At 45.1% G+C, this 24,981-nt stretch carries 28 protein-coding genes; 21 read left to right on the plus strand and 7 right to left on the minus strand.

Annotated elements, in window-relative coordinates; translation table 11 throughout:
- The first annotated feature begins 2 nt into the window (after positions 1 to 2).
- A complete protein-coding gene (locus IRB79_RS05535; protein WP_243507219.1) occupies positions 3 to 446 on the plus strand; it encodes an SRPBCC family protein in 444 nt (147 codons plus the stop codon).
- A gap of 107 nt (positions 447 to 553) precedes the next feature.
- Here the strand turns inward: IRB79_RS05535 and IRB79_RS05540 are convergent, their stop codons facing one another.
- Positions 554 to 703 carry a hypothetical protein gene (locus IRB79_RS05540; protein WP_243507222.1) on the minus strand — a complete coding sequence of 50 codons (150 nt, stop codon included), beginning with the start codon at positions 701 to 703 and terminating at the stop codon, positions 554 to 556.
- A gap of 488 nt (positions 704 to 1,191) precedes the next feature.
- Between IRB79_RS05540 and IRB79_RS28155 the strand changes: the two genes are divergently transcribed.
- Together IRB79_RS28155 and IRB79_RS05550 are read left to right on the plus strand one after the other, a co-directional pair.
- Entirely contained in the window at positions 1,192 to 1,665 is a 474-nt protein-coding gene (locus IRB79_RS28155; RefSeq protein WP_347815350.1) for a hypothetical protein, read from the plus strand.
- Between the two features lie 127 nt (positions 1,666 to 1,792).
- Positions 1,793 to 1,912: a VOC family protein gene (locus IRB79_RS05550; protein WP_431833411.1), complete on the plus strand. Its 120-nt coding sequence runs from the start codon at positions 1,793 to 1,795 to the stop codon at positions 1,910 to 1,912.
- Positions 1,913 to 1,977: 65 nt separating this feature from the next.
- On the opposite strand, the gene IRB79_RS05555 is transcribed toward IRB79_RS05550, so the two are convergent.
- Positions 1,978 to 2,352, minus strand: coding sequence for a hypothetical protein (locus IRB79_RS05555; protein WP_243507224.1), 375 nt, complete (start codon positions 2,350 to 2,352; stop codon positions 1,978 to 1,980).
- Between the two features lie 321 nt (positions 2,353 to 2,673).
- Here IRB79_RS05555 and IRB79_RS05560 point away from each other — a divergent pair, with 321 nt between their 5' ends.
- Both IRB79_RS05560 and IRB79_RS05565 read left to right on the plus strand, forming a co-directional pair.
- Positions 2,674 to 3,123, plus strand: a complete 450-nt coding sequence (locus IRB79_RS05560) for a GreA/GreB family elongation factor (RefSeq protein ID WP_243507226.1) — start codon at positions 2,674 to 2,676, stop codon at positions 3,121 to 3,123.
- A 187-nt stretch (positions 3,124 to 3,310) separates the two neighbouring features.
- Positions 3,311 to 4,432, plus strand: a complete 1,122-nt coding sequence (locus IRB79_RS05565; protein ID WP_243507227.1) for an NADH-dependent flavin oxidoreductase — start codon at positions 3,311 to 3,313, stop codon at positions 4,430 to 4,432.
- Between the two features lie 100 nt (positions 4,433 to 4,532).
- Here the strand turns inward: IRB79_RS05565 and IRB79_RS05570 are convergent, their stop codons facing one another.
- Both IRB79_RS05570 and IRB79_RS05575 read right to left on the minus strand, forming a co-directional pair.
- Positions 4,533 to 5,027 (minus strand): FixH family protein, encoded by a 495-nt coding sequence (locus tag IRB79_RS05570; RefSeq protein WP_243507229.1) that lies wholly within the window; start codon positions 5,025 to 5,027, stop codon positions 4,533 to 4,535.
- Positions 5,020 to 6,393, minus strand: a complete 1,374-nt coding sequence (locus IRB79_RS05575; RefSeq protein ID WP_243507231.1) for a PepSY-associated TM helix domain-containing protein — start codon at positions 6,391 to 6,393, stop codon at positions 5,020 to 5,022. The genes IRB79_RS05570 and IRB79_RS05575 overlap by 8 nt, the downstream gene beginning before the upstream one ends.
- A gap of 176 nt (positions 6,394 to 6,569) precedes the next feature.
- Between IRB79_RS05575 and IRB79_RS05580 the strand changes: the two genes are divergently transcribed.
- The 7 genes from IRB79_RS05580 to IRB79_RS05610 all read left to right on the plus strand — a co-directional run bounded on the left by IRB79_RS05580 (position 6,570) and on the right by IRB79_RS05610 (position 14,322).
- Positions 6,570 to 6,965 (plus strand): MmcQ/YjbR family DNA-binding protein, encoded by a 396-nt coding sequence (locus tag IRB79_RS05580; RefSeq protein WP_243507233.1) that lies wholly within the window; start codon positions 6,570 to 6,572, stop codon positions 6,963 to 6,965.
- Between the two features lie 409 nt (positions 6,966 to 7,374).
- Entirely contained in the window at positions 7,375 to 7,722 is a 348-nt protein-coding gene (locus IRB79_RS05585) for a hypothetical protein (RefSeq protein ID WP_243507234.1), read from the plus strand.
- A 71-nt stretch (positions 7,723 to 7,793) separates the two neighbouring features.
- Positions 7,794 to 8,924 (plus strand): vanadium-dependent haloperoxidase, encoded by a 1,131-nt coding sequence (locus IRB79_RS05590; RefSeq protein WP_243507236.1) that lies wholly within the window; start codon positions 7,794 to 7,796, stop codon positions 8,922 to 8,924.
- Positions 8,925 to 10,045: 1,121 nt separating this feature from the next.
- On the plus strand, positions 10,046 to 11,245 hold the full coding sequence (locus IRB79_RS05595) for a S1C family serine protease (RefSeq protein WP_243507239.1): 1,200 nt from the start codon (positions 10,046 to 10,048) through the stop codon (positions 11,243 to 11,245).
- 14 nt (positions 11,246 to 11,259) lie between these two features.
- Positions 11,260 to 12,135 (plus strand): peptidylprolyl isomerase, encoded by an 876-nt coding sequence (locus tag IRB79_RS05600; RefSeq protein WP_243507241.1) that lies wholly within the window; start codon positions 11,260 to 11,262, stop codon positions 12,133 to 12,135.
- 13 nt (positions 12,136 to 12,148) lie between these two features.
- Positions 12,149 to 13,609 carry an ABC transporter permease gene (locus IRB79_RS05605; protein ID WP_243507243.1) on the plus strand — a complete coding sequence of 487 codons (1,461 nt, stop codon included), beginning with the start codon at positions 12,149 to 12,151 and terminating at the stop codon, positions 13,607 to 13,609.
- A 14-nt stretch (positions 13,610 to 13,623) separates the two neighbouring features.
- A complete protein-coding gene (locus tag IRB79_RS05610) occupies positions 13,624 to 14,322 on the plus strand; it encodes an ABC transporter ATP-binding protein (RefSeq protein ID WP_243507245.1) in 699 nt (232 codons plus the stop codon).
- A gap of 156 nt (positions 14,323 to 14,478) precedes the next feature.
- On the opposite strand, the gene IRB79_RS05615 is transcribed toward IRB79_RS05610, so the two are convergent.
- Positions 14,479 to 15,096: a TetR/AcrR family transcriptional regulator gene (locus tag IRB79_RS05615; protein ID WP_243509251.1), complete on the minus strand. Its 618-nt coding sequence runs from the start codon at positions 15,094 to 15,096 to the stop codon at positions 14,479 to 14,481.
- Between the two features lie 117 nt (positions 15,097 to 15,213).
- Between IRB79_RS05615 and kynU the strand changes: the two genes are divergently transcribed.
- The 6 genes from kynU (at position 15,214) to IRB79_RS05645 (ending at position 21,496) form a co-directional block, all read left to right on the plus strand.
- Positions 15,214 to 16,482 carry a kynureninase gene (kynU, locus tag IRB79_RS05620; RefSeq protein WP_243507248.1) on the plus strand — a complete coding sequence of 423 codons (1,269 nt, stop codon included), beginning with the start codon at positions 15,214 to 15,216 and terminating at the stop codon, positions 16,480 to 16,482.
- Positions 16,479 to 17,108 (plus strand): arylformamidase, encoded by a 630-nt coding sequence (kynB, locus tag IRB79_RS05625; RefSeq protein ID WP_243507250.1) that lies wholly within the window; start codon positions 16,479 to 16,481, stop codon positions 17,106 to 17,108. The genes kynU and kynB overlap by 4 nt, the downstream gene beginning before the upstream one ends.
- Positions 17,109 to 17,524: 416 nt before the next feature.
- Positions 17,525 to 18,379 carry a tryptophan 2,3-dioxygenase gene (kynA, locus tag IRB79_RS05630; RefSeq protein WP_197246894.1) on the plus strand — a complete coding sequence of 285 codons (855 nt, stop codon included), beginning with the start codon at positions 17,525 to 17,527 and terminating at the stop codon, positions 18,377 to 18,379.
- Positions 18,380 to 18,457: 78 nt separating this feature from the next.
- On the plus strand, positions 18,458 to 19,801 hold the full coding sequence (locus tag IRB79_RS05635) for a sodium-dependent transporter (protein ID WP_243507252.1): 1,344 nt from the start codon (positions 18,458 to 18,460) through the stop codon (positions 19,799 to 19,801).
- Positions 19,802 to 19,998: 197 nt separating this feature from the next.
- Positions 19,999 to 20,835 (plus strand): STAS domain-containing protein, encoded by an 837-nt coding sequence (locus IRB79_RS05640; RefSeq protein ID WP_243507254.1) that lies wholly within the window; start codon positions 19,999 to 20,001, stop codon positions 20,833 to 20,835.
- Between the two features lie 73 nt (positions 20,836 to 20,908).
- A complete protein-coding gene (locus tag IRB79_RS05645; RefSeq protein ID WP_243507256.1) occupies positions 20,909 to 21,496 on the plus strand; it encodes an SAM-dependent methyltransferase in 588 nt (195 codons plus the stop codon).
- Positions 21,497 to 21,532: 36 nt separating this feature from the next.
- Here the strand turns inward: IRB79_RS05645 and IRB79_RS05650 are convergent, their stop codons facing one another.
- Positions 21,533 to 21,766: a DUF378 domain-containing protein gene (locus tag IRB79_RS05650; protein ID WP_243507258.1), complete on the minus strand. Its 234-nt coding sequence runs from the start codon at positions 21,764 to 21,766 to the stop codon at positions 21,533 to 21,535.
- 257 nt (positions 21,767 to 22,023) lie between these two features.
- Positions 22,024 to 22,905 carry a protease HtpX gene (htpX, locus tag IRB79_RS05655; RefSeq protein WP_221881002.1) on the minus strand — a complete coding sequence of 294 codons (882 nt, stop codon included), beginning with the start codon at positions 22,903 to 22,905 and terminating at the stop codon, positions 22,024 to 22,026.
- 175 nt (positions 22,906 to 23,080) lie between these two features.
- On the opposite strand from htpX, the gene IRB79_RS05660 reads away from it, so the two are divergent.
- The 3 genes from IRB79_RS05660 to IRB79_RS05670 all read left to right on the plus strand — a co-directional run bounded on the left by IRB79_RS05660 (position 23,081) and on the right by IRB79_RS05670 (position 24,972).
- Complete coding sequence (locus IRB79_RS05660; RefSeq protein ID WP_243507260.1) at positions 23,081 to 23,812, plus strand: DUF1836 domain-containing protein; 732 nt, start codon at positions 23,081 to 23,083, stop codon at positions 23,810 to 23,812.
- Between the two features lie 366 nt (positions 23,813 to 24,178).
- The gene (locus tag IRB79_RS05665) at positions 24,179 to 24,523 is read left to right on the plus strand and encodes a MerR family transcriptional regulator (RefSeq protein WP_243507262.1); all 345 of its coding nucleotides are present in this window, start codon (positions 24,179 to 24,181) and stop codon (positions 24,521 to 24,523) included.
- Positions 24,520 to 24,972 carry an SRPBCC family protein gene (locus tag IRB79_RS05670; protein WP_243507264.1) on the plus strand — a complete coding sequence of 151 codons (453 nt, stop codon included), beginning with the start codon at positions 24,520 to 24,522 and terminating at the stop codon, positions 24,970 to 24,972. The genes IRB79_RS05665 and IRB79_RS05670 overlap by 4 nt, the downstream gene beginning before the upstream one ends.
- Positions 24,973 to 24,981 lie beyond the last annotated feature (9 nt).

A 24,981-nucleotide genomic window follows, 5' to 3' on the forward strand; every position in this document is an offset into this window, starting at 1 on the left:
TTGTGGATACTCAAATAACTGCGAAATTTAAAATAAATAAGCCGGCTAATGAGGTGTTTGAAGCCATAGTAGACCCAGTTAAAATCGGTCATTTCTGGTTCTCATCGAGTTCCGAAAGATGGGAGCAAGGCAAGTCCATTACAGTGAAATATGATGAATATAACGCAGAAGGCATTTTAAAAGTTTTAAAAATGGAGGAAAATAAGAAAATCGTGTTTTCATGGGGCGGAGAAACGAATGAAGAAACAGTTGTTGCCATTACACTGAATGAACCGGATCATTTAAGTACAATCATTGAGGTGAACGAATCTGGTCTTGACGAAAATGACCCTGAAGTCGTAAGCAAAATGCTGGGACAAAAAGAAGGCTGGATTTATATGCTAACTTGCCTCAAGGGCTATTTGGAACATGGCATTAGTGATTTGAGAGCGTCATTAATCCATTAATAAGATTTCAACTCTGTTATCGACTATTAACCCAGGCGTAATGATTGGAAGGTTCGCATGCATAAAGTAAAAAGAGTGAATTAAAGTCTAATTCACTCTTACCAGAATTAATTTTTAGCTCCATTATCCGGGTATGGCTGACCGTACCCTTCTACTTTCCCAGCACGTTCTCTTTCATATTCTGAACCTGCACCTTGACGATTATCAACTGAGGATTTCGCTGCTTGCTTCTCTGACTTGCCGTTCTGACGTGACAATATCTTCACCTCCCATACACACTTTAGATTGCTTAATAATTGTGAAACTATTCAAGGGGGGAGACAGGAATCAGGAGAGAATGTGCAAAACGCGTTCCTGCAAAAGCAGGAGCGTTTTTTTTTGCCAAAGGCGGTTTGAATAAAAAAGGAGAAATAATACAAAAAGGAGAAGTGATTAGGGAAGAAGGAGTGGTTTTTTTTGGCGGATTTACAAATGGTTGAATTTGATACAAAACTCCTCGAAGGAACGGGGAGTTTTTGCCTGAGAAGTAAAAAGATTCGCTGGGATACATAAGCAAAAATAAGTGACTGAACGAAAGGTTCGAGGAAGGACTAAAGTATATCCAGCTATTTGAAGGCAATAAGCAAGCTGGTTTTATTGAATACACGGATGCTGCTTTTTCTTCAAGAGTCGTCTACGCAGACAATTATCTGGTCATTCATTGTCTATGGGTAAGCGAAACACTGGAAAAGGATACGGCACTCAATTGATAAACAGATGTCTGCAGGATGCAAGGAATAATGCTAAGCAGGGTGTCATTGTGGTGACAAATCCCGATACCTCATGGACACCGGGCAAGGACATTTTTTTGAAGAATGGATTTCAATTGGCAGATACGGCACCTTTTCAATTCGAGCTGCTTGTGTATCAGTTTGAACAGAGTTCCTCAATGCCTTTCTTTCCAGCAGATTGGGATGAAAGAATAAGTAAATTCGACGACCTGACAATCATGCGCTCTTTTCAATGCCCATACGTTGACATCGCTGCAGAAAACATAATCACATCAGCAAATAAATTAGGCATCCCTCTCAAAATAATCGATTTTAAGCACAGAGAAGAATTAATGGAGTTATCTCCAACTCCTTATGGTGTGTTTTCGGTTATTTATAAAAAGAAGCTTATTTCCTTTCATAGACTGACTGTTCATTCGGCAGTGAAGCGGCTGAAGGGAATTATGTAAAAAGAACATTGTGAGCATCTGTATACAAACAGCTAGGTACCTAAACCTGTTAGCTGGCTAAAAGGCAGGATTTATATGAACAGCAAATAATTGTAAATATAATACAAATTCACAAGGGGATGGATATATGAATAAGCCGTTGCTAAAAGGTGTGGAAGGAATATTTATTCCGGTTAAAGACCCGGAGCTTTCTGCAAAATGGTATAAAGAAATACTTGGATTTCAGCTTGATTTAATAGTGGCATAATAGATTAATCAGTATTTAAATGGCCATTCAAAAAAAGGCTGCCGGTACGGCAGCCGAAATAGAGGCTAAGCTTCAAACGTAAAGGTGACTTTATATTTAAATATACCTGTATATTCCTGTCCGCCAGCTAGTGGAAATAAAGCAATTTCTCGAATATCATTAAAAATAAAAGTAGCGCTGTCTCCTGGTGGGACGTTTAAATTCATGCTTGGCCCGCTGTTGAAAACAATTAAAGCATTGAATCCAACCCCATTTGTGCTTTCAAATGAACCAATCATCGTCACGTCTATCTCCGGATCTGCAATAAATACGATATTTCCAGTTGTGCTGCTGGTGCCAGAAACAGGAACACAATTTGAAAAAGTTAAACTTTGATCATTTTCAGTAAGGGGGCGTGGAGGGCAATTATCATCACATCCGTTTTTATTAGAACTCATCATTATTATTTCCTCCTTTCTCATAGAGTGTTTTTTACTCTATTAAGCTATGATAAAAGGGAGAAAACGCTTGGACAAAGATTATGGTATAAAGATACATTTTGCTCTTATATAATTATGATGCTGCTTGCAGCATTTTAATAGGATTAATCGTTAGCTGGCTTTTCAGGTACATATATGCTATGTTGTAAACATATAGTAGACCTTTCTTTGTAAACGGGAAAGGTCTGCTTTTTATATATTCAAAAGAAGGATGGTGCAAGGAAATGACAGTAGAATTGAAGTTTTGCAAGGTGTTTAATCCCAGCAGGGGGGTTATCTACTATGAACCATAGTCTTGAGGCTCTTACTGAAAAAGAGTACTTTATTAAACAGCTGACGTTTATTGATGAAAATTATCAGGATTTGAATAGCCTTTATGTATCTTCCACTCCGTTAAAGGAGCGGAAAAACGACTTCCTTAGTATCTATGTAAGCGAAGTGGAGCAATACATTGCACGTTGTAATCAGGTTCCTGCAGAACCGCCTTTGCGAAAAGTGTTGATTGGAACAAAAGTAACAGTGTTATTAAACGGGGAGGATGACCGGGAGGATTATCATATCTGCCTGCCAGATCAGTCGGACCCTGATAATGGCTGCATTTCATTCTTGTCTCCGGTTGGCAGGCAGCTTCTGTTAAAAAATATGGGTGAACAAACCTCCCTGATTATCCCAAGCGGCCAGCTGGATGTGGTAATCGAAAATATATCGTATTGGGATCAGGAGACAGGTTAACATATTTTTACTTGGAGCAGAGGGACAGAAGACTGTCCCCCTGTCCCACCAGGCGGAAAAAGCTTGCGGTTCAAATAATTGACTTCCTAAACTGTAACTTATAGTATTACAGTATAGTTTCGCTGTCAGTTTATTTTGCGTAAACATTAAACAAACTAGGTTTGAACGAAAAAAAGGAGTGATTTACATGAATCCAAGCTATAAACCGCTATTAGAATCTCTTCAGTTAAAAAATAATGTGGAGTTAAAAAACAGAGTGGTCCTGGCTCCGATGACCAATTTCTCTTCCCATCCGGATGGAACGGTGTCAGATGCCGAGATCGATTATTACGTACGCCGCTCCAAAGGGGCCGGAATGGTGATTACGGCCTGTACAAATGTGACAGCCAACGGAAAGGGATTTCATGGTGAATTCGGCGGCGATCACGATGGGATGATTCCAAGTCTTTCGAGGCTGGCAGCCAGCATTAAAGAGCAGGGTGCCAAAGCGATTCTCCAGATTTTTCATGGCGGGAGGGAATGCCCTCCAGAGCTTGTTCCAAATGGGGAAACAGTAAGTGCCAGTGCGGTTGCTTCAGAAGGAAGCGAAAATACGCCAAGGGCACTGACGGAAAAAGAAGTGGAGGACATCATTGCCGCTTTCAGAGAGACCACCCGCCGGGCCATCCAGGCAGGCTATGATGGTGTCGAAATTCATGGAGCCAACGGCTATTTAATTCAGCAGTTCTTTTCTCCGCATTCAAATCGCCGTGAGGACCGATTTGGGGGCAGCCTTGAAAAGCGCATGACGTTCCCGTTAGCTGTGGTAGACGCAGTGCAAAAAGCTGTACAAGAACATGCGAAAGAGCCATTCATTGTCGGTTACCGTTTTTCGCCTGAAGAGCCGACTGATCCAGGGATTACAATGGAAGATACACTTCAGCTTGTGGATGTCCTATCGGATAAAGGGCTTGACTATCTTCATGTCTCCCTTATGGAGTTCTGGTCCAAGCCAAGACGCGGGGCTGATGAAGCTAAGCCGAGAATTCAGCATCTTTTAGAAAAAATTAATAATCGCCTGCCGCTTATCGGAGTAGGGTCGATCCATACTCCTGATGAAGCTGTAAAAGCACTGGAAACGGGAGTGGCCATGGTTGCTCTTGGCCGGGAACTGATTATGGAGCCGGATTGGGTGCAAAAGGTGCAGGAAGGAAAAGAATCTGAAATTGCCACAACTTTATCCAGGAAGGATCAGGAGAAACTGGTTATCCCGGATCCGCTCTGGCAGGCAATCGTGAACACTCCGGGGTGGTTTCCGGTTGTAGATTAAGTGATTGGATGGCAGTACCTTTATGATTATATTAAAGGGCAGAAGTGACAGCCTTTACTGTCATTTCTGCCCTTTTGTTTTCATATTTCTCCATCTTCCTTTAATGATGATGCCCCTGCCCGGCTTCCTGCTTGCCTGTTCCTTCTTGCAGGAATTCCAAGTCGCTTTTCGACAGCTCCCCCACAATAAACTGCTTTTGCGGCATGATCAGGCTATCGCCTTGCTGGGCATGCACTTTTACAAAGTAGAGCCCATCCTTGTCAAAGTCCTTGCTGATGCTGTAGACGCCCCCGCCCTCATTGACTGCTTCTTCCATCCCATATTGGACAGTGCCGTCCTGCTTCCAAATTTCGAAATGAACAAAATCAGCATGATCAGCCGGTTTGCCGTCCTGTGTGAGAGTGGCTTTAATTGTTTCCTGTTCTCCAGCTGTAAAAGTGTCGGGTGTTTGTATTTCCAGTTTCAGCGGAGTTTCCTGTTTGTAAAGCTCTGCTGCATTCTCATCAAGTGAACATGCACTCAGAAAAGACAGCAGCAGGATCATAAAGATATATTTTTTCACGGCATTAGACTCCCCTATCATAAACTTATGCATTCAGAAACCTCTTCAACGCTGGTATTCTCCGGATTAAGAAAAAGTCAATTATCAAAACAGCGATGATCGTTAAGCCGACTAATGGGAAGAGGACTCCCATGGCAATTAACAGAAGGAAGAATCCCTTTGTGTTGTTAAACCCAGCTGTTTTTGGTGCACCCATGTCTTTTTTCGGCTTGCGTTTGAGCCACAGATAATAGCCGCTTACCGCCACAAGGATGATGCCAAGGCAGATGAATAAACTGATTAATTGGTTAATCAGACCAAATTGTGTCCCCTTATGAAGCGTAATTCCCCACGCGACCATTTTCCCGATCCACCCGTAATGGTCATAGCGGTAATCTGTCAAAACCGCACCTGTATACTGATCGACATGCATCGTAATTTCATCCTGCGCTTTGGGCGGGAAGGCTGAAATTGTATACACTCCCAATTTATCCTGTGGAATATAAATTGAATAGCTAGGATGGACGCCTTCACGTTCTGCAGCAGAAACAACATCATCAATCGAAAGAGGAATAAATCCCTGAAGGTCTGACACAGGCACGTCCAGATTTTCGGCAGCCCATGGAACATCGGCAATGTCTTTCGTTTGGATGGTTGACTGTGGTCCGCTTCCAACCCAGACACTAGGGGGATATCCTTCCCCGGTATTGGTTGCCATCGATTGAAAGTTCGTACCCCAGAATCCGGACCAAGGCAATCCTGTCATGATTAAAAAGAGCATCCCAGCAGTGACCCAGAAGGCAGGTACAGCATGCAAATCTCTTCTGAATGTTTTTTTTCCTTTATTCAGACGCGGAAAAAGTATACCAGCCATGCCGGGCCTTTTCTTCGGGAACCATAAATACAGCCCCGTTACAATCAGCACAACTGCCCAGCAGGCCGCAAGCTCCACGATCCGGTCTCCCAGCGTGCCGGCCATCAGTTCCCCGTGAAACTCTTCAATTTTATCCATAATCCGCTCTTCGCTGTTTAATTCCCCGAGGGACTCACCTGTATAAGGATTCATAAAAACAGTAAGCGATTCATCGTTATTCACAATGCCGACTTCACTTGAACGATTGGCGCTTTCCCCGGGACGGTACACCGTCACTGCTGCATCCGGATAAAGCTTCTTCACTTCTTCAATCTGCTGTGAAGCCGAAATTTTTTCATTCTGAGGGGTGACTTCATAATAATCCTGATAAAGGACACCCTCGATTTGTGGCTTAAATAAATAGATTGCTCCTGTTACTGCCAGAATAAAAAGAAATGGCGCAAAAATAATGCCCGCATAAAAATGCCATCTCCAAACCGTTCTGTACAGAGATGTGTTAGTCTGCGGCTGTTTCTGTATATCAGTCGTTTCTTTAACCTTTTCCATGTCATCAAAGCTCCTCTTCGTCCATCTTCTTTTCATATCTTAAAAGGGGAATGTGAGAAATGAATGAAGTTTTGAAAAAATTTTTTGGCAAAAAGCTATCATAACAGCCAGAATACAAGGATTTCTATATATAGTGTTGAATAGTGTCATTAATGAACAGATAAGGGAGTTTTAAGATGATCCATAAACAATTAAAATCACAAAAAAGCATAGAGATTCTGGCAAAGGTAAGGGAGATTGCCATTGGTTTTCCTGAAACCGCCGAACAGGTTGATAAATTTGGACATACTTCATTTCGGGTGAAAGATAAACCTTTTATTATTTTGGGAGAAAACGAAGAGGGCATTCCGTCCATTGCCATGAAAACATCAAAAGAAACGCAGGAGTTTTTATTGCAGGGAGGCAGCCGTTTTTTCAAGACCCCCTATATCGGGCAGCATGGCTGGACCTCCATTCTAGGTGATCATGAACTAGAGTTTAATGAGGTAGAAGGCTTGATAAAAGAAGCTTATTTGCGGACAGCCCCTAAATCTATCCTGAAAAGCTTGAAAATAGGGGGGAGTCAATCCTAGAAGCATGAAAACCAGACAAATCGTCCGGGTTCAGTTAAAGGAAAAGGGCAGTCAATCCGCCTATTAATAAAAGGATGGTACTTGATAGAATGGCGATTTTACCTGTGCGGTCTGATTTATGAAAAAGTCGAATAAACATTCTCCACACCTCGCTTTTTAGTCAGTTATAGTATAGTACGATTTGGGATTGAAAAGGATTCATGACATGCTGAGAGAAAGATTCTCTGGGCATTTTTTTGTGGAAGCAGGCATCCATTTTCTCTTTCTGAGCGAATTCCATTAATCCTATTTTTCATTTTCCAAAATGGATAGGGGGATTCTAGTTTGATACCCAAGCTTGCAACTGCCCTGTGAATATAATGAAATGATCATCATGAAGAAACCAAATAGAAGATACAGGGGAGATTATATGGAAGAAAAGAAAATTTACTATGATAAGGAAAAAGGCTGCTTAATAGCACCTAAAACTGGGTGGAAGCGAATGAAGGCAGCCTTTTGCATCCGTCTTGTGTCTGCTGCTTCTCAACTGCTCGTGCCGCCAAAAGAACATCCATGCAATGGAGATGAACAGCTTCCCGGGAAAATAGGCAGCTACACCAAGGGACTTCCCCATAATTCTCTTGGAGAAGTTGTATCCGAGGCGTATGACCAGTATATGGAAGCTTTAAGTTCGGAAATCCAGAGGATTTTGAATCAATCCCAATGGGAGGGAAGGTTAGGCTTTCAAATCCACAGGCTTCCTATGTGTATGATTTAATTGGACCGGATTGCCATCAATTGAAACTGTCCAAGCCTCCAGCATTCAGCAGCGCATGGGAGGCGGGAGAAATGGCAGAGTTATACTGGCAGGCACTTACCAGGGATATTCCTTTCTGGGCTTATGAAAGTGATCTCCTTATTGCCGAGGCTGCTGGTGAACTATCAAGATTTTCTGATTTTCGCGGACCGGAAGTTAACGGAAAGGTCACTCCTGAAACATTGTTCCGCAGTGAGTTTCCAGGTAATCTTACAGGTCCCTATATTTCACAGTTGCTGTGGAAGGACATTCCATTTGGTTCTGCAGACATTCCCCAGAAATACCGCACCACTTTGGCTGGGTCTGATCATATGACATCTTATGAAGAATGGCTGGATATACAAAATGGCTCATCACCCCGAGAACCGATAAAAGATCCGGTGCCCCGCTATATCCGCAACGGGCGTGACTTAGGTGAGTATGTACATTATGATTTTTCATTTCAATGTCCGCTATCGGCCTGTTTAATTTTGCTTAGTTATGGGCCCGATGCTCTCGACACGAACAACCCTTATCTTAAGTCGGCTACCCAGGGAGGTTTCATTACCTTCGGAGCTGCTCATATATTGGACATGGTCACAAAAGCAGGGAGGATGGCACTGGAAGCTGCCTGGTTCCAAAAGTTCCTCGTCCACCGCAGACTCCGGCCAGAAGAATTTGGCGGGCGTGTTCATAACCATATGAATGGATCGGCTAAATACCCGATCCACTCAGAACTCCTTGAATCCAGCGTCCTTACTCAGGTTTACAGCAGATATGGCTCTTATCTTCTGCCTATGGCATATCCGGAAGGCTGTCCGACCCATCCAGCCTATCCTGCCGGCCATGCATGCATAGCCGGTGCAGGGGTTACGATCCTTAAAGCATTTTTCAACGAATCATTTGTGATTCCGGATCCGGTGGAAGCATGTTTGGATGGACTCTCGCTGCTTCCTTATCCGGGGGCACCTCTGACAGCAGGAGGGGAGCTTAATAAGCTTGGTGTGAATATTTCCCTGGGCAGAGACACAGCAGGTGTTCATTGGCGTTCTGATGGCATAGAAGGGCTAAAGCTTGGTGAAGCAGTGGCCATTGGGCTCCTGCGGGATTACAGCTCATCCTTTAATGAGCATTTTAACGGTTTTACGCTAACCAAATTTAATGGAACGAAAGTAATAATTTAATAAGCTTTAGAGATGTTTGTGCGAACCTGAGCACTATGAGTTTTGTAAAAGGAAAAAAATAAGATCTCAATAACAGTCCTGTTTCAGCGTCTGTTTTTGAGGTCTTCTTTTATTTGATGGTTCTCCAGGATTTCATCTGCCGCAGTCCGATTAGCCGGTGGATTCGGACAGAATCGCCCGAATTTCATCTAAAAATGTCCGAAAAACCGCTGGATTCGGACAGAGTCACCCGGATTTCATCAAAAACTGTCCGAATAACCGCTGGATTCGGACAGGATCACCCGGTTTTCATCAAAAACTGTCCGAAAAACCGCTGGATTCGGACAGGATCACCCGGTTTTCACCAAAAACTGTCCGAATAACCACTGGATTCGGACAGGATCACCCGGATTTCATCAAAAACTGTCCGAATAACCGCTGGATTCGGACAGAGTCACCCGCTTTTCATCAAAAACTGTCCGAATAACCACTGGATTCGGACAGGATCACCCGGTTTTCATCAAAAACTTCCGAATAACCGCTGGATTCGGACAGGATCACCCGGTTTTCATCAAAAACTGTCCGAAAAACCGCTGGATTCGGACAGGATCACCCGGTTTTCATCAAAAACAGTCCGAATAACCACTGGATTCGGACAGGATCACCCAGTTTTCATCAAAAACAATCCGAATAACCACTGGATTCGGACAGAGTCACCCGGTTTTCATCAAAAACAGTCCGAATAACCACTGGATACGGACAGAATCACCCGAATTTCATCTAAAAATGTCCGAAAAACCGCTGGATTCGGACAGGATCACCCGGATTTCATCAAAAACAGTCCGAATAACCATTGGATTCGGACAGAGTCACCCGGATTTCATCAACAACTGTCCGAATAACCGCCAGGTTCGATCATTTGCTCTCGGATTTCATCTGAAACAGTCTGAAAAGCCACAGGGTTCGGACATTTTCTCCTAGACCTCAACTACTCCTGGCCGAAAACCTATGCAGTCATAAGAAAATTTTTTCGAAAAATCCCCTTTGACATTTTCCTGACACATTGGGCCTTTAAAGTATGACTTGTAAGGCAAACGAAAACTAATTCAAATTCAAAATAGATAAGAAGGAAGTGTTCAATCATGACAGAGTTTAACGAAGAAAGCAGAACGGAAAACCGGGCGGTGAAAAAGCCGGTATGGAAAGGGTTTCTGTCAACCGTGGCGGCTGGTGTGCTGGGTTCGGCGCTTACGCTGACAGTGGTTCCGTATTTCCAGGAAGATACGCCGCAGGCAACCGTTCCAGAAGAAACTGGACAAGCTGAAAGCTCATCCAATCTCAATGTGACGCCGGTATCTTCTTCATCCAATTCCCTGGCGGATACAATTGAGCAGGCATCGAAAGCGATTGTCGGCGTAGTGAATATGCAGCAGCAAAACAATAATCCGTTCAGCCAGTCGAGTGAAGCTTCAGAAAGCGGTACGGGTTCAGGGGTTATTTTTAAAAAGACAGACGATGCGGCATACATTGTGACTAATAACCATGTGATTGAAAATGCCAGCGAAATTCAGGTGACGCTGCATGATGGCGAGAAGGCAACAGCAGAATTGGTAGGAACCGATGCACTGACAGATATTGCGGTGCTGAAAATCAAAGGAGATGTAGACGCTGCAGCCATGACGTTTGGCGATTCTTCCAAGCTGAGAGCAGGTGATCAGGTGCTGGCGATCGGCAATCCGCTTGGCCTGGATTTATCCAGAACGGTTACACAGGGCATTGTGAGCGCAGTGGACCGCTCGATTGAAGTGAGCACTTCTGCAGGGGAATGGAACATAAATGTCATTCAGACAGATGCAGCGATTAATCCCGGCAACAGCGGAGGTGCCCTTATGAATACAGCCGGCCAGCTGGTCGGGATCAACAGCCTGAAGATTGCGGACAGCGGGGTGGAAGGTCTTGGGTTTGCCATCCCAAGCAATGAAGTGAAAACACTGATTGATCAGCTGATTGAAAATGGACAAGTGGTCCGCCCGTATCTTGGCGTTGGCCTGGCAAGCTTTGACGAAGTGCCGCCTCAATATTTGCGCAATCTTCCTGATGGCGTAACTAGCGGGGCGATTGTAGCAAACATAGATCCGGATTCCGCTGCAGCTAAAGCAGGATTGCAGGCAGAGGACATTCTCGTCAGCATTGGCGGAAAGCAAATCACGAATTCCGGAGATTTGCGCAAGCATTTATACAGCGATTTTTCGATTGGCGATAAGGTGAAAATCGAATTTTATCGCGGGGGCGAATTGAAAACAGCTGAAGTCACGCTGACAAGCAATCAGAAAGCGAATTAGGAGAGGGGAACAGGATGAAGAATAAGAAAGTTTTCTATTGGATTTTAGGTAGTTTATTAACAATCGGGGCAGCTGCAGCCATCTTTTTCACTATACAAGATGATGCTGCTGCGACCGTAAACGGAGAAAAAATCAGCAAGGATGAGCTGCATGAGCGTCTCGTTGACCAGTACGGGCAGGAGCTTCTGGATTCGCTGATCACCGAGAAAGTGATTGATCAGGAAGCGAAGAAAGAAAATGTGAAAGTGACACAGGAAGAAATTGATGAGGAAAAGGCAGTATATGCGGAGTCATACGGCGGTGAGGATGCTTTAAAGCAGACGCTCGAATCAAGCGGCCTGACGATGGCCGATTTTGAGGAAGATATCGAATCCTACCTGGCAACGAAGAAGCTGCTCGAACCAAGGATTGAAATTTCGGAAGAAGATATGAAAGCCTATTTTGATGAAAACAAAGACAGCTTTGCCCAGGAGGAACAGGTTTCGGCTAGCCATATTTTAGTAGAAGATGAGAAGGCGGCAAAAGAAGTCATTGAGAAGCTGAATGATGGCGGGGACTTCGCAGAGCTGGCGGCTGAATACTCGACAGATGAAAGCAACAAAGATGCGGGCGGTGACCTCGGCTTTTTCGGAAAAGGAGACATGGCTGCAGAATTTGAAGAGGTCGCCTTTGCACTCGAGCCGGGAAAAATCAGCGAGCCCGTAAAAACCGAATATGGCTATCATGTCATCAAAGTAGCAGAAAAGCAGGAAGCCAAAGAAGCAGTCTATGAGGATGTGAAGGAGGATATTAAAAATACCTTATTCGAAACAGAGATGCAGACCGAGTACACCGCATGGCTGGAAGAGAAATTTGAAGAATATGAGATTAAGAACTATTTAGAGGGCTGAGGGGAATCTTGAGATGAATTTTTTAAAACGAGCGTTTTTAAGCGTGAAGGCCCGAAAAGGGAAAAGCATTCTGCAGATCTTCGTATTTACCGTGATTTGTGTATTAGTGCTGGCAGGACTGTCGATCCAGACAGCTGCCGAAAAGTCGGGTGATCTCGCCCGCCAAAAGCTGGGGGCAGATGTCACCCTGCAGGCTGATATGGAAAAACTGAGAGAGCAGGCGATGTCCGGGCAGCAGAGCGGGGGGGAGCGGGTACGTTTCCAGTCAGTGCCTGTCCCGCTTGATGCAGCAGAGGAACTGGCTTCTTATGACCAGATTAAAGGCTATAATTTTTACTCATCCAACACTGGGCTGGCCTCCGATTTTGAGGCGATTGAAAGCGAGTCGGCTGCCTCAGACACATCTGATGAAAGCAGTGAAGGGCAGGAGCCTGGGAGGGGCATGCCGGGTGGAATGATGCAGGGGGATGTGAGCCTGCAGGGGGTTGCATTTACAGACTCGGTTGCGGAGTTTATGGATGGAACCTCCTCGATTGTTGAAGGAACCGGGATCACAGAAGAGCATATCGGAAAAAATGTCACGCTGATTGAACAGACATTGGCGGAAGAAAACGAGCTGGCTGTTGGAGACAAGATTACCGTCACAAACCCGCGTGATGAGACCGCTGTAATGGAGCTTGAAGTGATCGGAATCTATCAAACAGCTTCTGCCGGATCTGATCAGGCAATGGATTTTACAGCACTGAATCCTTATAACAAGCTGTATGTTCCATACACTGCTGCTGCAGCACTAAAAGGTGCTGACTATGAAAATACGATCGATAGCGCTATCTACTACATAGATGATCCAGCTGATATGCAGAGCTTTATCGATCAGGCAAAAGCAGAGAGCAGCATCGATTTCGAAACGTTCAAGCTTGATGCCGATGACCAGCTTTATCAGCAGATGGTCGGCCCGATTGAGAATGTAGCCGGATTTTCGAAAAATATTGTGTACCTGGTATCCATTGCCGGAGCGATCATATTGGGTCTGATCGTCATGATGTCGATCCGTGAGCGGAAGTATGAAATGGGCGTCCTGCTGGCGATCGGGGAAAAAAGGTGGAAGCTCGCAGGCCAGTTTATAGCGGAAATTTTAGTCGTGGCTGTATTATCGCTCGGCATTGCCACAGCGAGCGGCAATGTGGTGGCGAGTCAGCTTGGCGACCAGCTCCTGAATCAGGAACTGGCTTCAGCGGAACAGACGGATACACCGGAATCCTTCAGAGGAAGAGGCATGGGCGGCTTCGGACCGGGAATGATGCAGGCTCAGGAATCAGTGGAGACAGTAGATGAAATGGATGTCCAGGTGACAGGAGAGGATCTTGGCTTCCTTGCGCTAATTGGCCTGGTAATCGCAGCATTGTCGGCATTACTGCCTTCGTTATCCGTATTACGCCTTCAGCCAAAAGCCATTCTAAGCAAGCAGGATTAAAAGGAGATGGAAAAATGAGTTCATTGCTGGAATTCAAAAATATCAGCTACTGGTATAAACACGAAAATAAAAAACATGATATCTTGAAAAATATTAATGTGAGTTTTGAAAAAGGGAATTTTTACAGCATAATCGGGCCGTCCGGATCCGGGAAAACGACATTCCTTGCTCTGGCCAGTGCCCTGGATGTTCCGAAAGAAGGAGAAGTCCTTTACGAAGGAAAGGATATCCGAAAAATCGGGCTGACGCGGTTCCGGAACAAATTTGTCTCGATTGTCTTTCAATCTTATAATCTGCTTCCTTATATGACGGCCCTGCAGAATGTATTGACAGCGATGGAAATTACGGGGTCTTCTGCGAAAAATAAAAAGGCGATTGCTGTGGAGATGCTGAAGCGGGTCGGGATTTCTGAAATCCAGGCCCGGCAAAAAGTGCTTACTTTAAGCGGCGGCCAGCAGCAACGTGTGTCCATTGCCCGGGCATTGTGCTGTGACGCCGAGCTGATTGTGGCGGACGAGCCGACCGGCAACCTGGATGAAGATACCGCCAAGGAGATTGTTGGGCTTTTACGGGCTCTGGCCCATGAAGAAGGGAAATGCGTGATCGTCGTTACGCATGACCCCGACATTGCGAGAGATTCGGATGTGGTTGTGAAGATTTCGAAAGGGAGTATTACGGTTACATCGAATGAACCCAAGCTGGTTTCGAATTGAAAAAAGGTGCCTTTTCCTGGGGGAGGAGGCACCTTTTTTTGAAATTTATAACAGACGGTGGAATGGGAAATGGCACATATAATTGAATAGTGGCACATAATTGAACCATAAAATGAAAAAGGGGCAGGCAAATCATTAAAAGTGGCACATAAATCTTTATTCGTACAGCCCGCCCGTATACATGCTCGTCAAATTAACAATCACGTCATCCATCTGATACTTCTCCTCATTCATCACAAGCTCCCACATGAACATCTCATTTGAATAAAACCAGCCTCTCGCGGTAAGGGCCGGATCGAGGTGCTCTTTGGCAAGCTTTTGCGCCTGTGCGTAGCGGATATCGACTGAAATCCGCTCGATGAAGCGTTCACGAATTCCGTACCATTTTTCCTCTATCTCAGGTGAGACGCCGATTGCCTCTTTTACGACCTTCATCATGTCCCGCTCGTCCAAAGCCAGCTGCAGAAACAGCCTGACCTGCTTCTTAATATTTTCATAGGCCTCTTCTTTGGCCTGCGGCTTAAAGGGCATCTCTGCCACTTCGTAAAATTGGTTCATGAGATCTTCCATTAAAGTAATGAAAAGCTCATCTTTATTTTTAAAATAGACGTACGCCGTGCCGTAGCCTGTTTTTGCTTTTTTGATTACTTGGGAGATGGTTGCTTTTTGGAAGCCGTTTTCGAGAAAAACTTCTTTTCCGGCCTGGAGAAGCTTTTGGCGTGTTTTCAGGGCCTGCTGCTGCCTTGCCGGCAATTGATCGATCGGGTTCGTCATTTCTTTCATTCCTTCGTTCATTTTCTGACAACTATACTGACATTATATCATTGACATAGTGTCAATCAAACAATATAATTTTCGTAAATAATAAATATTCTGAAAGGTTGGAAATCAATGGATATTACACGAGAGTATGCAATCGGAATGGATGCACGGAATGATCTGTCCTACCGGGAAGAGTTTTATATAAAAGAAGATGGAATTTATCTGGATGGCAATTCACTTGGATTGCTTTCAAAACGTGCGGAAAAGTCACTCCTCGAACTGCTGGATTCCTGGAAGCACCATGCTATTGACGGCTGGACAGAAGGGGACAATCCCTGGTTCTATCTTTCTGAAAAACTCGGAAAAGAATTGGCGCCAATCGTGGGGGCAAATCCGGAGGAAGTGATTGTAAGCGGTTCCACAACCGTTAATCTGCACCAGCTTGTCTCGACTTTTTATAAGCCGGAAGGAAAAAGAACGAAGATACTGGCAGATGAACTGAATTTTCCAAGTGATATTTATGCGCTGCAAAGCCAGGTTAAGCTGAAGGGCTATGATCCTGAAGAGCATCTTGTCCAGGTGAAAAGCGCGGATGGCCATACTCTGAGGGAAGAAGACATTGTCGCGGCGATGACAGATGAAATCGCGCTGATTGTCCTGCCGGGTGTTTTATACCGAAGCGGCCAGGTGCTGGATATCGAGTATCTGACTGCAGAAGCACATAAGCGCGGGATTGAGATTGGCTTTGATCTATGTCATTCGGTTGGATCTGTCCCGCATTCTCTGAGTGATTGGGATGTGGATTTCGCGTTCTGGTGCAACTATAAGCATCTGAATGGGGGACCAGGCTCGACGGGCGGATTGTTTGTGAACAAGCGCCATTTTGGCCAGGTCCCGGGACTAGCCGGCTGGTTCAGCTCCCGCAAGGATAAGCAGTTTGATATGGAACATGTGCTGACAGCAGCAGAAGATGCAGGCGCATATCAGATTGGAACTCCGAATATCTTTAGCATGGCGCCAATTATTGGGTCACTCAGCACGTTTAATGAAGTCGGCATGGAAAGAATCCGTGAAAAATCCCTTAAACTGACGGGCTATATGATTGAGCTGATTCAGCATGAGCTTGACGGACACGGATTTATCCTGCGCAACCCGCTTGATGAAAAGAAGCGCGGCGGCCATATTTATCTGGAGCACCCGGAAGCAGCAAGGATTTGCAAGGCGCTGAAGTCTGAGGGAGTCATTCCGGATTTCCGTGCGCCAAACGGAATCCGCCTGGCGCCGGTTGCTTTGTATAACACATTTGAAGAAGTGTGGAAAACGGTGCAAATTTTAAAAGGCATCATGGAAGAGGAAAAATACAAACAATATGAAAATAAGCGGGGAGTCGTAGCATGATGAAAAAAGGCTGGATTGATATTTCACAGCCGCTCACCAGCGGCATCGCCCACTGGCCAGGTGATACGCCATTCAGCTATGAAACGGCTTTTACAAAAGAACAAACCGGCTCTGTCAATATTGGCCGGATTACGACCAGCCTGCATACCGGAACACATGTCGATGCGCCGTTCCATTTTAATGATGAAGGCGAAAAGATCTTGGACCTGGACATCGAGCTGTATATCGGACCGGCGCGGGTAATTGATGTATCTGCCTATGAAACGGTGGATTCGGAAGTTCTGAACGGATTTGATCTCGAAGGCGTGGAACGTGTCCTGCTTAGGACCGCGGTTCCGAATGATCCGGAAGTGTTTCCGAATCGGATCCCTGAACTGACAGCGGATATGGCAGATTACCTCGGCAGTAAAGGCGTGCGCCTGCTCGGAGTGGATGTGCCATCTGTCGATGCGCTCGACAGCAAAGAGATGGAAACACACCATGCGTTATATCGAAATGGCATTCATATTTTGGAAAATATCATGCTGGATGAGGTAGAAGAAGGAAATTATGAGCTAATTGCCCTGCCGCTCCCGATAAAAGACGGAGACGGCAGCCCGGTGCGGGCGGTTATTCGGCCGATTTAGGCGGGATAACGGCCAAAATAGCCTAATTAACTGCCGAACGGCCAGGTTTATCGGCCAAACGCTATATTTCTGCCTTGCAGGAACCGCAGCAGCCAGCAGAGATAGCCTTTACCGGCCGATTTGAAGGAAATACCGGCCAAACTGGTACATTTACCGGCCAATTTCAATAAAATACCGGCCAAACTGCAGGATTTACGGGCCAAATGAAGTTCGGCCGCAACCAGCAGCAGGTCTATCGGCCAAAAAAGTAACATATCGGTCAAAATTTTAATTTATCGGCCAATCACATAACAATATCGGTCAGATTTTCAATATATCGGTCACTTTCCAGATATATCGGTCAGTCGCTGATATACCGGGCCTCAGAACCAGGCCGAATCGAGAACGACAAGAACCAATACCAAGGAGGAACCCACATGAGCAACGAAAAACACCAGGACGTAAACGCGACAACCTCTGAAAAGAGCATCCATACAGATTTCACCAACAACATGACATACGGTGAATATCTTCAGCTCGACAAAATCCTATCCGCTCAAAACAGGCTTTCCGGCCATCATGATGAGATGCTGTTCATCGTCATACACCAGGTGAGTGAGCTGTGGATGAAGCTGATTCTTCATGAAATGGGCGCAGCCATCGAATCGATTGAAAACAATGATTTATCCACAGCACAGAAGCGATTGGCACGCGTTTCGAAGACGCAATCGCAAATTATTCAGGCATGGGATGTGCTGTCCACATTGACGCCGTCCGAGTATATGGAGTTCCGCGATTCACTCGGCCAGGCATCTGGCTTCCAATCCTACCAGTATCGTATGGTAGAATTTGCGTTAGGCTACAAAACCGAGCATGTTCTGAAAATCTATCAAAAAGATCCGGAGCTTCATGCGAAATTAACCGAAGCGTTCGAAAAGCCTGGCCTATACGATGTAGCCATCCGCGCGCTTCACAAAGCTGGCCTGCCGGTTGATGAAGACATTCTGAACAGAGATGTAACCAGAACATACAAAGAAAATGATTCTGTCCGCGCAGCCTGGATGACGGTGTATAAAAATCCTGAAAAGTACTGGGAGTTATACGAGCTTGCAGAAAAACTTGTGGATATCGAAGATTGGCTCCAGCAGTGGCGCTTCCGCCATATGAAAACGGTGGAACGGATCATCGGCTTCAAGATGGGCACAGGCGGTTCCTCCGGTGTCGGCTATTTGAAAAAAGTATTGGATCAGCGCTTCTTCCCTGAACTTTGGGATATCCGCACAGAGCTGTAATCTGCGCCTTAAAGGAAAGTCCGGGCCCGCCATTTTAAAAACGGGCCCCTACATAAAAATAGAGAACAGGGGGGTACTATGAGTACAAATCGAGAGCAATGGTCATCTAAATTCGGCTTTATCATGTCCTCAGCGGGTGCCGCGATTGGCCTGGGAGCGATCTGGAAGTTCCCGTATGTAGCCGGAACGAGCGGCGGCGGCGCTTTTTTGCTGATGTTTATCGCATTTACGATTCTGATTGGTCTTCCGATGCTCATTTCAGAATTTATTATCGGGCGGGGCGCACAGAAAGAAGCAGTGTCTGCTTATTATAAACTGGCGCCAAAAAGCCCGTGGACCATTACCGGCAAGCTTGGCGTTGTCGGCTGCTTCCTGCTGCTGAGTTTTTATTCGGTTGTTGGAGGCTGGGTGCTGATTTATACAGTCCTGTCAATTGGCGGCAAAATCATCACGCCAGGTGCAGCCTATCCGGAACTGTTTGGCATGATCACTTCCACGCCAAGCTGGACTCTAATGGGACTGGCAGCTTTTCTGCTTATTAACATTGTGGTTATCACATTCGGAATCCAAAACGGGATTGAAGCTGCAAGCAAATATATGATGCCGCTATTATTCATCTTTTTTATCGTGCTTGTGGTACGCGCACTGACGCTTGATGGAGCGATGGAAGGAGTCAAGTTCTTCCTGAACCCGGACTTCAGCAAAATCACAGGGGAATCGGCCCTATATGCATTGGGACAGTCTTTCTTTGCATTGGCAGTCGGCTTCTCATGCATGGTCACTTACAGCTCGTATCTGGACAAAAAAGTCAGCATCCCAAATTCAGCGGGCTCTGTTGTCATCATGAACATCATAATTTCCGTTTTGGCAGGATTGGCGATTTTTCCGGTTGTGTTTGCATTCGGATTTGAACCAACGGAAGGCCCGGGACTTTTGTTCATGGTCCTGCCGGCCGTCTTTTCACAGATCCCATTAGGAGAAATGTTCCTGGCGATCTTCCTGCTGCTTTTCTTATTTGCCACTTTAACATCATCGTTCAGCATGCTTGAGATCATCGTTTCTGCATTCATCGAGAACGGAAAGCATTCCCGGAAAAAGATCTCCTGGATCTCCGGAATTGTCATGTTTGCCGCCGGGATTCCTGCTGCGCTGTCGTTCAGCCTGCTTGGGGACTTCAACATTTTCGGGAAAAATATCTTTGATGCGACCGACTACCTGGTCAGCAACATCCTGCTCCCTCTAGGCTGCCTGCTGATTGCCCTGTTTATATCTTTTAGAATGGACAAACAGCTTGTAAAAGAGGAATTTCTGCTTGGCAGCAATCTTTCGCCAGCTATGTACACAGCCTGGAGCATCCTGATGAAAGTATTGGTTCCTGCTACGATTGTTGTTGTGTTTATCAGCACATCCGGAATTTTTTAAAAAGAAGCGCCAATTCCGGCGCTTCTTTTTCGTTATAAAAAAATCAAATTAAAGGTTTAAGGGTAAATTAGAAAGGGTATAAAAAGTTAGGGGTCTGGAAGCATGATGATATCTTCCATATTTAAGTTCAAGAGAAGGACTTTTCGAGATAAAAACGAAAGTGTATAGTATATAAAACAAAGGGGCGTATGCTTAAAATGGAAGCAACTTACAAGGAAACCAAGGATATAGCAGGGTTTATTGTCGCAAATCGTGAGAATTTTCAGCGAAAATTATTATCCGAGGCTGTGAATGTAGCCTCTAAAATCAATGAAATCCTCCAGAGAGGCAATATCGATCTTTTAAAAAATGCCGAGAAATTGGCTTTATATGTGGCCGAAAATAAAGAAGAAGAGCTGATTGCTTTTGCCAGACAGGAAGGCGTTGCCTGGGCGGAGCATTCCCTGACGCTGTCATTTAAGCTGGAATGGGTACAGGCCATCCGGCGCACTTTGTGGTACTTTTTATACCAGTTTGACAAAATCAAAGGGCAACAGACCGTGGGTGAGGACTTCTATAATATGGAAAAGGAAGTCAATGATCATGTTGACCAATTTTTGAATAACTTCTTCATCAGCTACTCTGATTATAAAGATGAAATGCTTAAGTCACAGCGCAACCTGGTTGAGCATTTGTCGGTGCCGATTATTCCGGTCAGCACTTCTGTGGCCGTACTGCCGCTGATTGGCATGATTGATTCCTACCGGATTCAGACGATTGAAGAGAAGGTTCTGATGGATATCTCATCCATTAAAATCCAGACCTTGATCATGGATCTTTCCGGAATTGCCGATATGGAAATCGACGTCATTGTTCACTTCAAAAAGATCCTGAGCGGCATCAAAATGATGGGATGTGATGCGGTCCTTACAGGCCTGCGTGCTGAACTTGTCCGAAAAATGATCCATGCCGGCGTATCATTCGAAAATCAGGCGGAAACAAAGGGAACAATGCAGCAGACATTAAAAGAATATCTAGTGAATGAATCGAAATAAATACTACATATAACAATGCCTGGTGCTGTCCAATTTGGATGGCGGCAGGCATTTTTTAGCGGAGGAATCCAGCATGAAAAAATTTGATGAAATGCTCAGCATCCATACAAGCGGCGACCAAATAGGATTCCATAAATCTTTCCACTACCACCGCTACGAGCCCACTCCATATCACGGCCTGGAAAAACTGTTCAGCGAATACGGGCTAGAAAGCAGTGACCGCCTGGTGGATTTCGGCTGCGGCAAAGGCCGGCTGCCATTTTATATTCACCATACATTTCGGGCATCTGCTGCCGGTGTTGAGATGAGTGAGGACTTTTACCGTGAGGCACTGGAAAACCTGCGGACTTACAAAGGAGAAAAAGGCAGAATCAGCTTTCATTGCATCCTGGCTCAGGATTATGAAATAACACCGCAGGACAGCCACTTTTACTTTTTCAATCCGTTTTCGGTGCAGATTTTCATGAAAGTCGTCAACAGCATCCTGCGCTCAGCAGAAGGGAACCCGCGTACAATGGACATCATTTTATATTACCCCTCAGAAGATTATATTTTTTATCTGGAAAACAGCACCCCATTTGAGCTGATAAAAGAGGTGGTCCTCGAGGGCAATGAAAATGAGCGTTTTTTGGTCTATCGGTTCAATCAAACGTTTGATTGAAAGACCCCCCAGCCATATTGGGTGGGGGAATTCCTTTTATCGCACAGGTCTTGATTCCGGCTCTCTTTCATATTCGCGGCTTGGTTTAAAGAGGAGACCTAGATTGATCAATCCGGCAATTCCCACTAAACCATAGACTATTCTTGATAAAACTGCATCCTGTCCTCCGAATAAGCTGGCAACTAAATCAAATTGGAAAAATCCAATCAGCCCCCAATTGATGGATCCAATGATCGTCAGTACAAGTGCAATGCGCTGGAAACCGTTCATGTTCTTGTCCTCCTCGATTTAATTAATTATCCAGGGTGCTGCATCGGGGCATACCGTCACAGCCTTAGCCCCGATGCTTTTTCCTGCTGTATAGTAGGAGGTTACCCGGATAATGGAGGGGCAAACAATTTTCAGAGAGTTGGAGGGGAAAGAATATGAAAAGGGTGCCCCCGTGAGGGCACCCTTTCCCATGTCTAGCGCAAGCAGCCTACCCCCTCGAGGTGTCGGGGGTGGACAAGGCGCTTGCGCTTTTATGTTTACTTCGCACTCAAACGTCTAATACGCTCATCCAAATCGGGATGTGTCGAGAACAGGGAAGCTTTGCTTCTGTTATTAATTTTCAAAGTGGAGATCGCTGTCTGTTCTTCACCCTTAATGCGGCTTGAGTAGGCCTTCAGCATCTGCAGGGCATGTGTCATTTTGTCTTTGCCGGCAAGGTCAGCTCCTCCGCGGTCCGCATGGAACTCGCGGTGGCGTGAGTAAGCGAAGACCACAAGGCTTCCAAGGATTGAAAAGGCGATTTGGAACACGATTACAGCTATAAAGTGTACAATCGGCGCCATTTCTTCTCTGACAAAACGGGATGCCACCCAGGCTGCAATTCGTGCAAGGAAGACAACGAATGTGTTGACAACCCCCTGGAGAAGGGTCATGGTGACCATGTCTCCGTTGGCAATATGGGCGACTTCATGGGCGATGACACCTTCAATTGCATCGTCATCCATTTCCTGCAGCAATCCAGTTGAAACCGCCACAAGAGAGCGTTTTTTCGTAGGACCTGTTGCAAATGCGTTCACTTCAGGGGAATGGTAGATTCCCACTTCAGGCATATGTGTTAAGCCTGCTGCTCTTGATAGGCGGTGAACTTTTTCCACGATGTCGCGTTCAGCTGCTGAAAGGGCACCATTTGGATCCAGTACCTGGACATTCATCATTCTCTTGGCCATCCAGCGGGACATCCACAGAGAAATGAATGAGCCCGTGAAACCAATCACGGCACTGACAACAAGCAATGCGCCGAAATCAATGCCGCCCTGGGCATTGATGTAATTACCTCCGCCAATCAGCGAGAAAATAATACTGATCGTCAATAGAACAAGCACGTTCGTCAATAAAAAGTAAAAAATACGTTTACCCATTTCCTCACCCTTTAATCTATTTTGAGTTCATATGAACTTGTCATCTGACTATATAATATAATTTTTCAATTAAAATGACAAGTAAAAACTAGGCGGTAATGAAATAGACGTTGACTGTTATCATTGAAACCATTAGGATGAAAGCATCGAAAAGAGAACGCAGGGGCTGATTATCTTGGAATTATTCCAGCTATCGAGGAAAAGCATGGCTGATTTCCTTCTGTCGCTGAAGGGGGAAGGAGGGCATTCGCCCAAACAAATCCTCCAGCAGGCATGGGCGGCCGCCCATGAAAAGAAGGGAATATCAACGGAGGCTTTTCTGGATACCAAAATGCCGGCCATATTTGAAAAATTGCTGCGGGCAGATTTGCAGAAAATCGGCTTTTCCCTCAATGAAATTGTTGCGCTGGGAAACCAGATCGAATTTACCCATCTATCTTCGACTGCTGTGCAAAACTGGGTGAAGCGGGATGTGAAGGACCTGATTGGCAGTCCGCAGCTCGGCAAGAAATATTCGGCCGACCAGGCTGCCATGCTTTTTATCGTGGAGGATCTGAAAGCGACGCTTGACTTCAATTCGATCCGAAAAATTCTTGCTCTCCTTTTTAATGATCTGGATGACCGCACAGACGACCTGATTGAGCCGATTCCTTTTTATTCTGCTTACGCGGCCATTTTTGAAAAAGCCCATCAGCACAATGGTGCCGGGAAAAGCATGTACGATCAGACAGAACAATGCATCAAAAAAGAAGCATTGAAAACATTGGAGAGTTTTCAGGATTTTACTGATCAGCAGAAAGACATCGTTTCCAATATTCTTGTAACGGCTTCAATGACGGTTTTATCGGCCTACTACAAGTCGCTGACAAAGAAATATGTAACAGCTACCTTATTTTTAAATGGGTAAGTCCGGAAAGCATCGCCACTAGAGGGCGATGTTTTTTTATGCTCTTGTTTTGATAATGATTATCATTATTAACAGAACGAAACAGGAGTGTTAAAGATGAATACAGATTGTTTTACATTAGAAGACCTGATATTCAGGCTGAGATAAATAGAATACATAAAGGAAGTCATGCTGGACATCGCCGAGGGGGAAAACCATATTTCTGTCGTGCCTTCCGCTTTAAGCCGTGCATTGAGATTTGTGCTGAACCCATAATAACCCGGAAGCCTTAACGGACAATGCCGTTAAGGCTTTTTTCATGTACACTGAAAATAATGCATTGACCGTGTGGTGCACCCCACAGTTTAAGATGTAAGGGAGGAAGCGATGTACAAGATTAGCGAGTTTGCGGAAATGACCGGGTTAACGAAGGAAACATTGCGATATTACGCAGAAGTGAAGCTGCTGGAGCCCGCATTTATTGACCCTAATAATAATTACCGGTATTACGATGACGGCAGCTACTTTTTGGCTATCCTTTTACTAAAGCTAAGAAGATTAGGCTTCACCATTCAGGAAATGATTTCCGTGATGGAGGATGAATCATTCGCCAATCTGGAAGCATTGCTATTGCAAAAAAGAAAGCTGATCAAGAAGCAGATGGAGGAGCTTCAAGGTCAAATAGAGGAAATCGATGCCTTTTTGGAATCGGGAAAGGAGGAAGAATCGTGATTCAATGGAAAGAAGAAATCATGATTGAAAGAAATATTGAAATGGTGTGGAGTTTGTTTTCCGACCAGCACATAAAGAAAATCATGCCCAAGGTTGAAGAGCACATCCTGATCGAAAAAAGGGAAAATGAAGCAGGGGCAAAGCACAGGCAAACCTACAGAGAAGGCAAGCGTCTTGAGACTTATATTGTCGAAACGCTGGCTTATGAGAACTCAGAGGATAAAAAGCATAAGCAGATCCATTTTGTATTGGGAAAGGCCTTTGAAATCACCCTCGCATTTACGCTGGTCAAAATCGATGAATCCCACACCAGGTTTATTTATGAAGGGGAAAATAAAGGGGTAAACTTCGTTGGAAGGGCCATGCTGAAGCTTGGCGGCGATAAAAATAACCTGAAGGTGGTAGAGGAATTCCTGCAGAAGGTTCGCGAGGAAGCAATGAAGCTATAATGGAAAACA

The sequence above is a fragment of the Cytobacillus oceanisediminis genome (assembly GCF_022811925.1).
GTDB lineage: Bacteria > Bacillota > Bacilli > Bacillales > Cytobacillaceae > Cytobacillus > Cytobacillus oceanisediminis_D.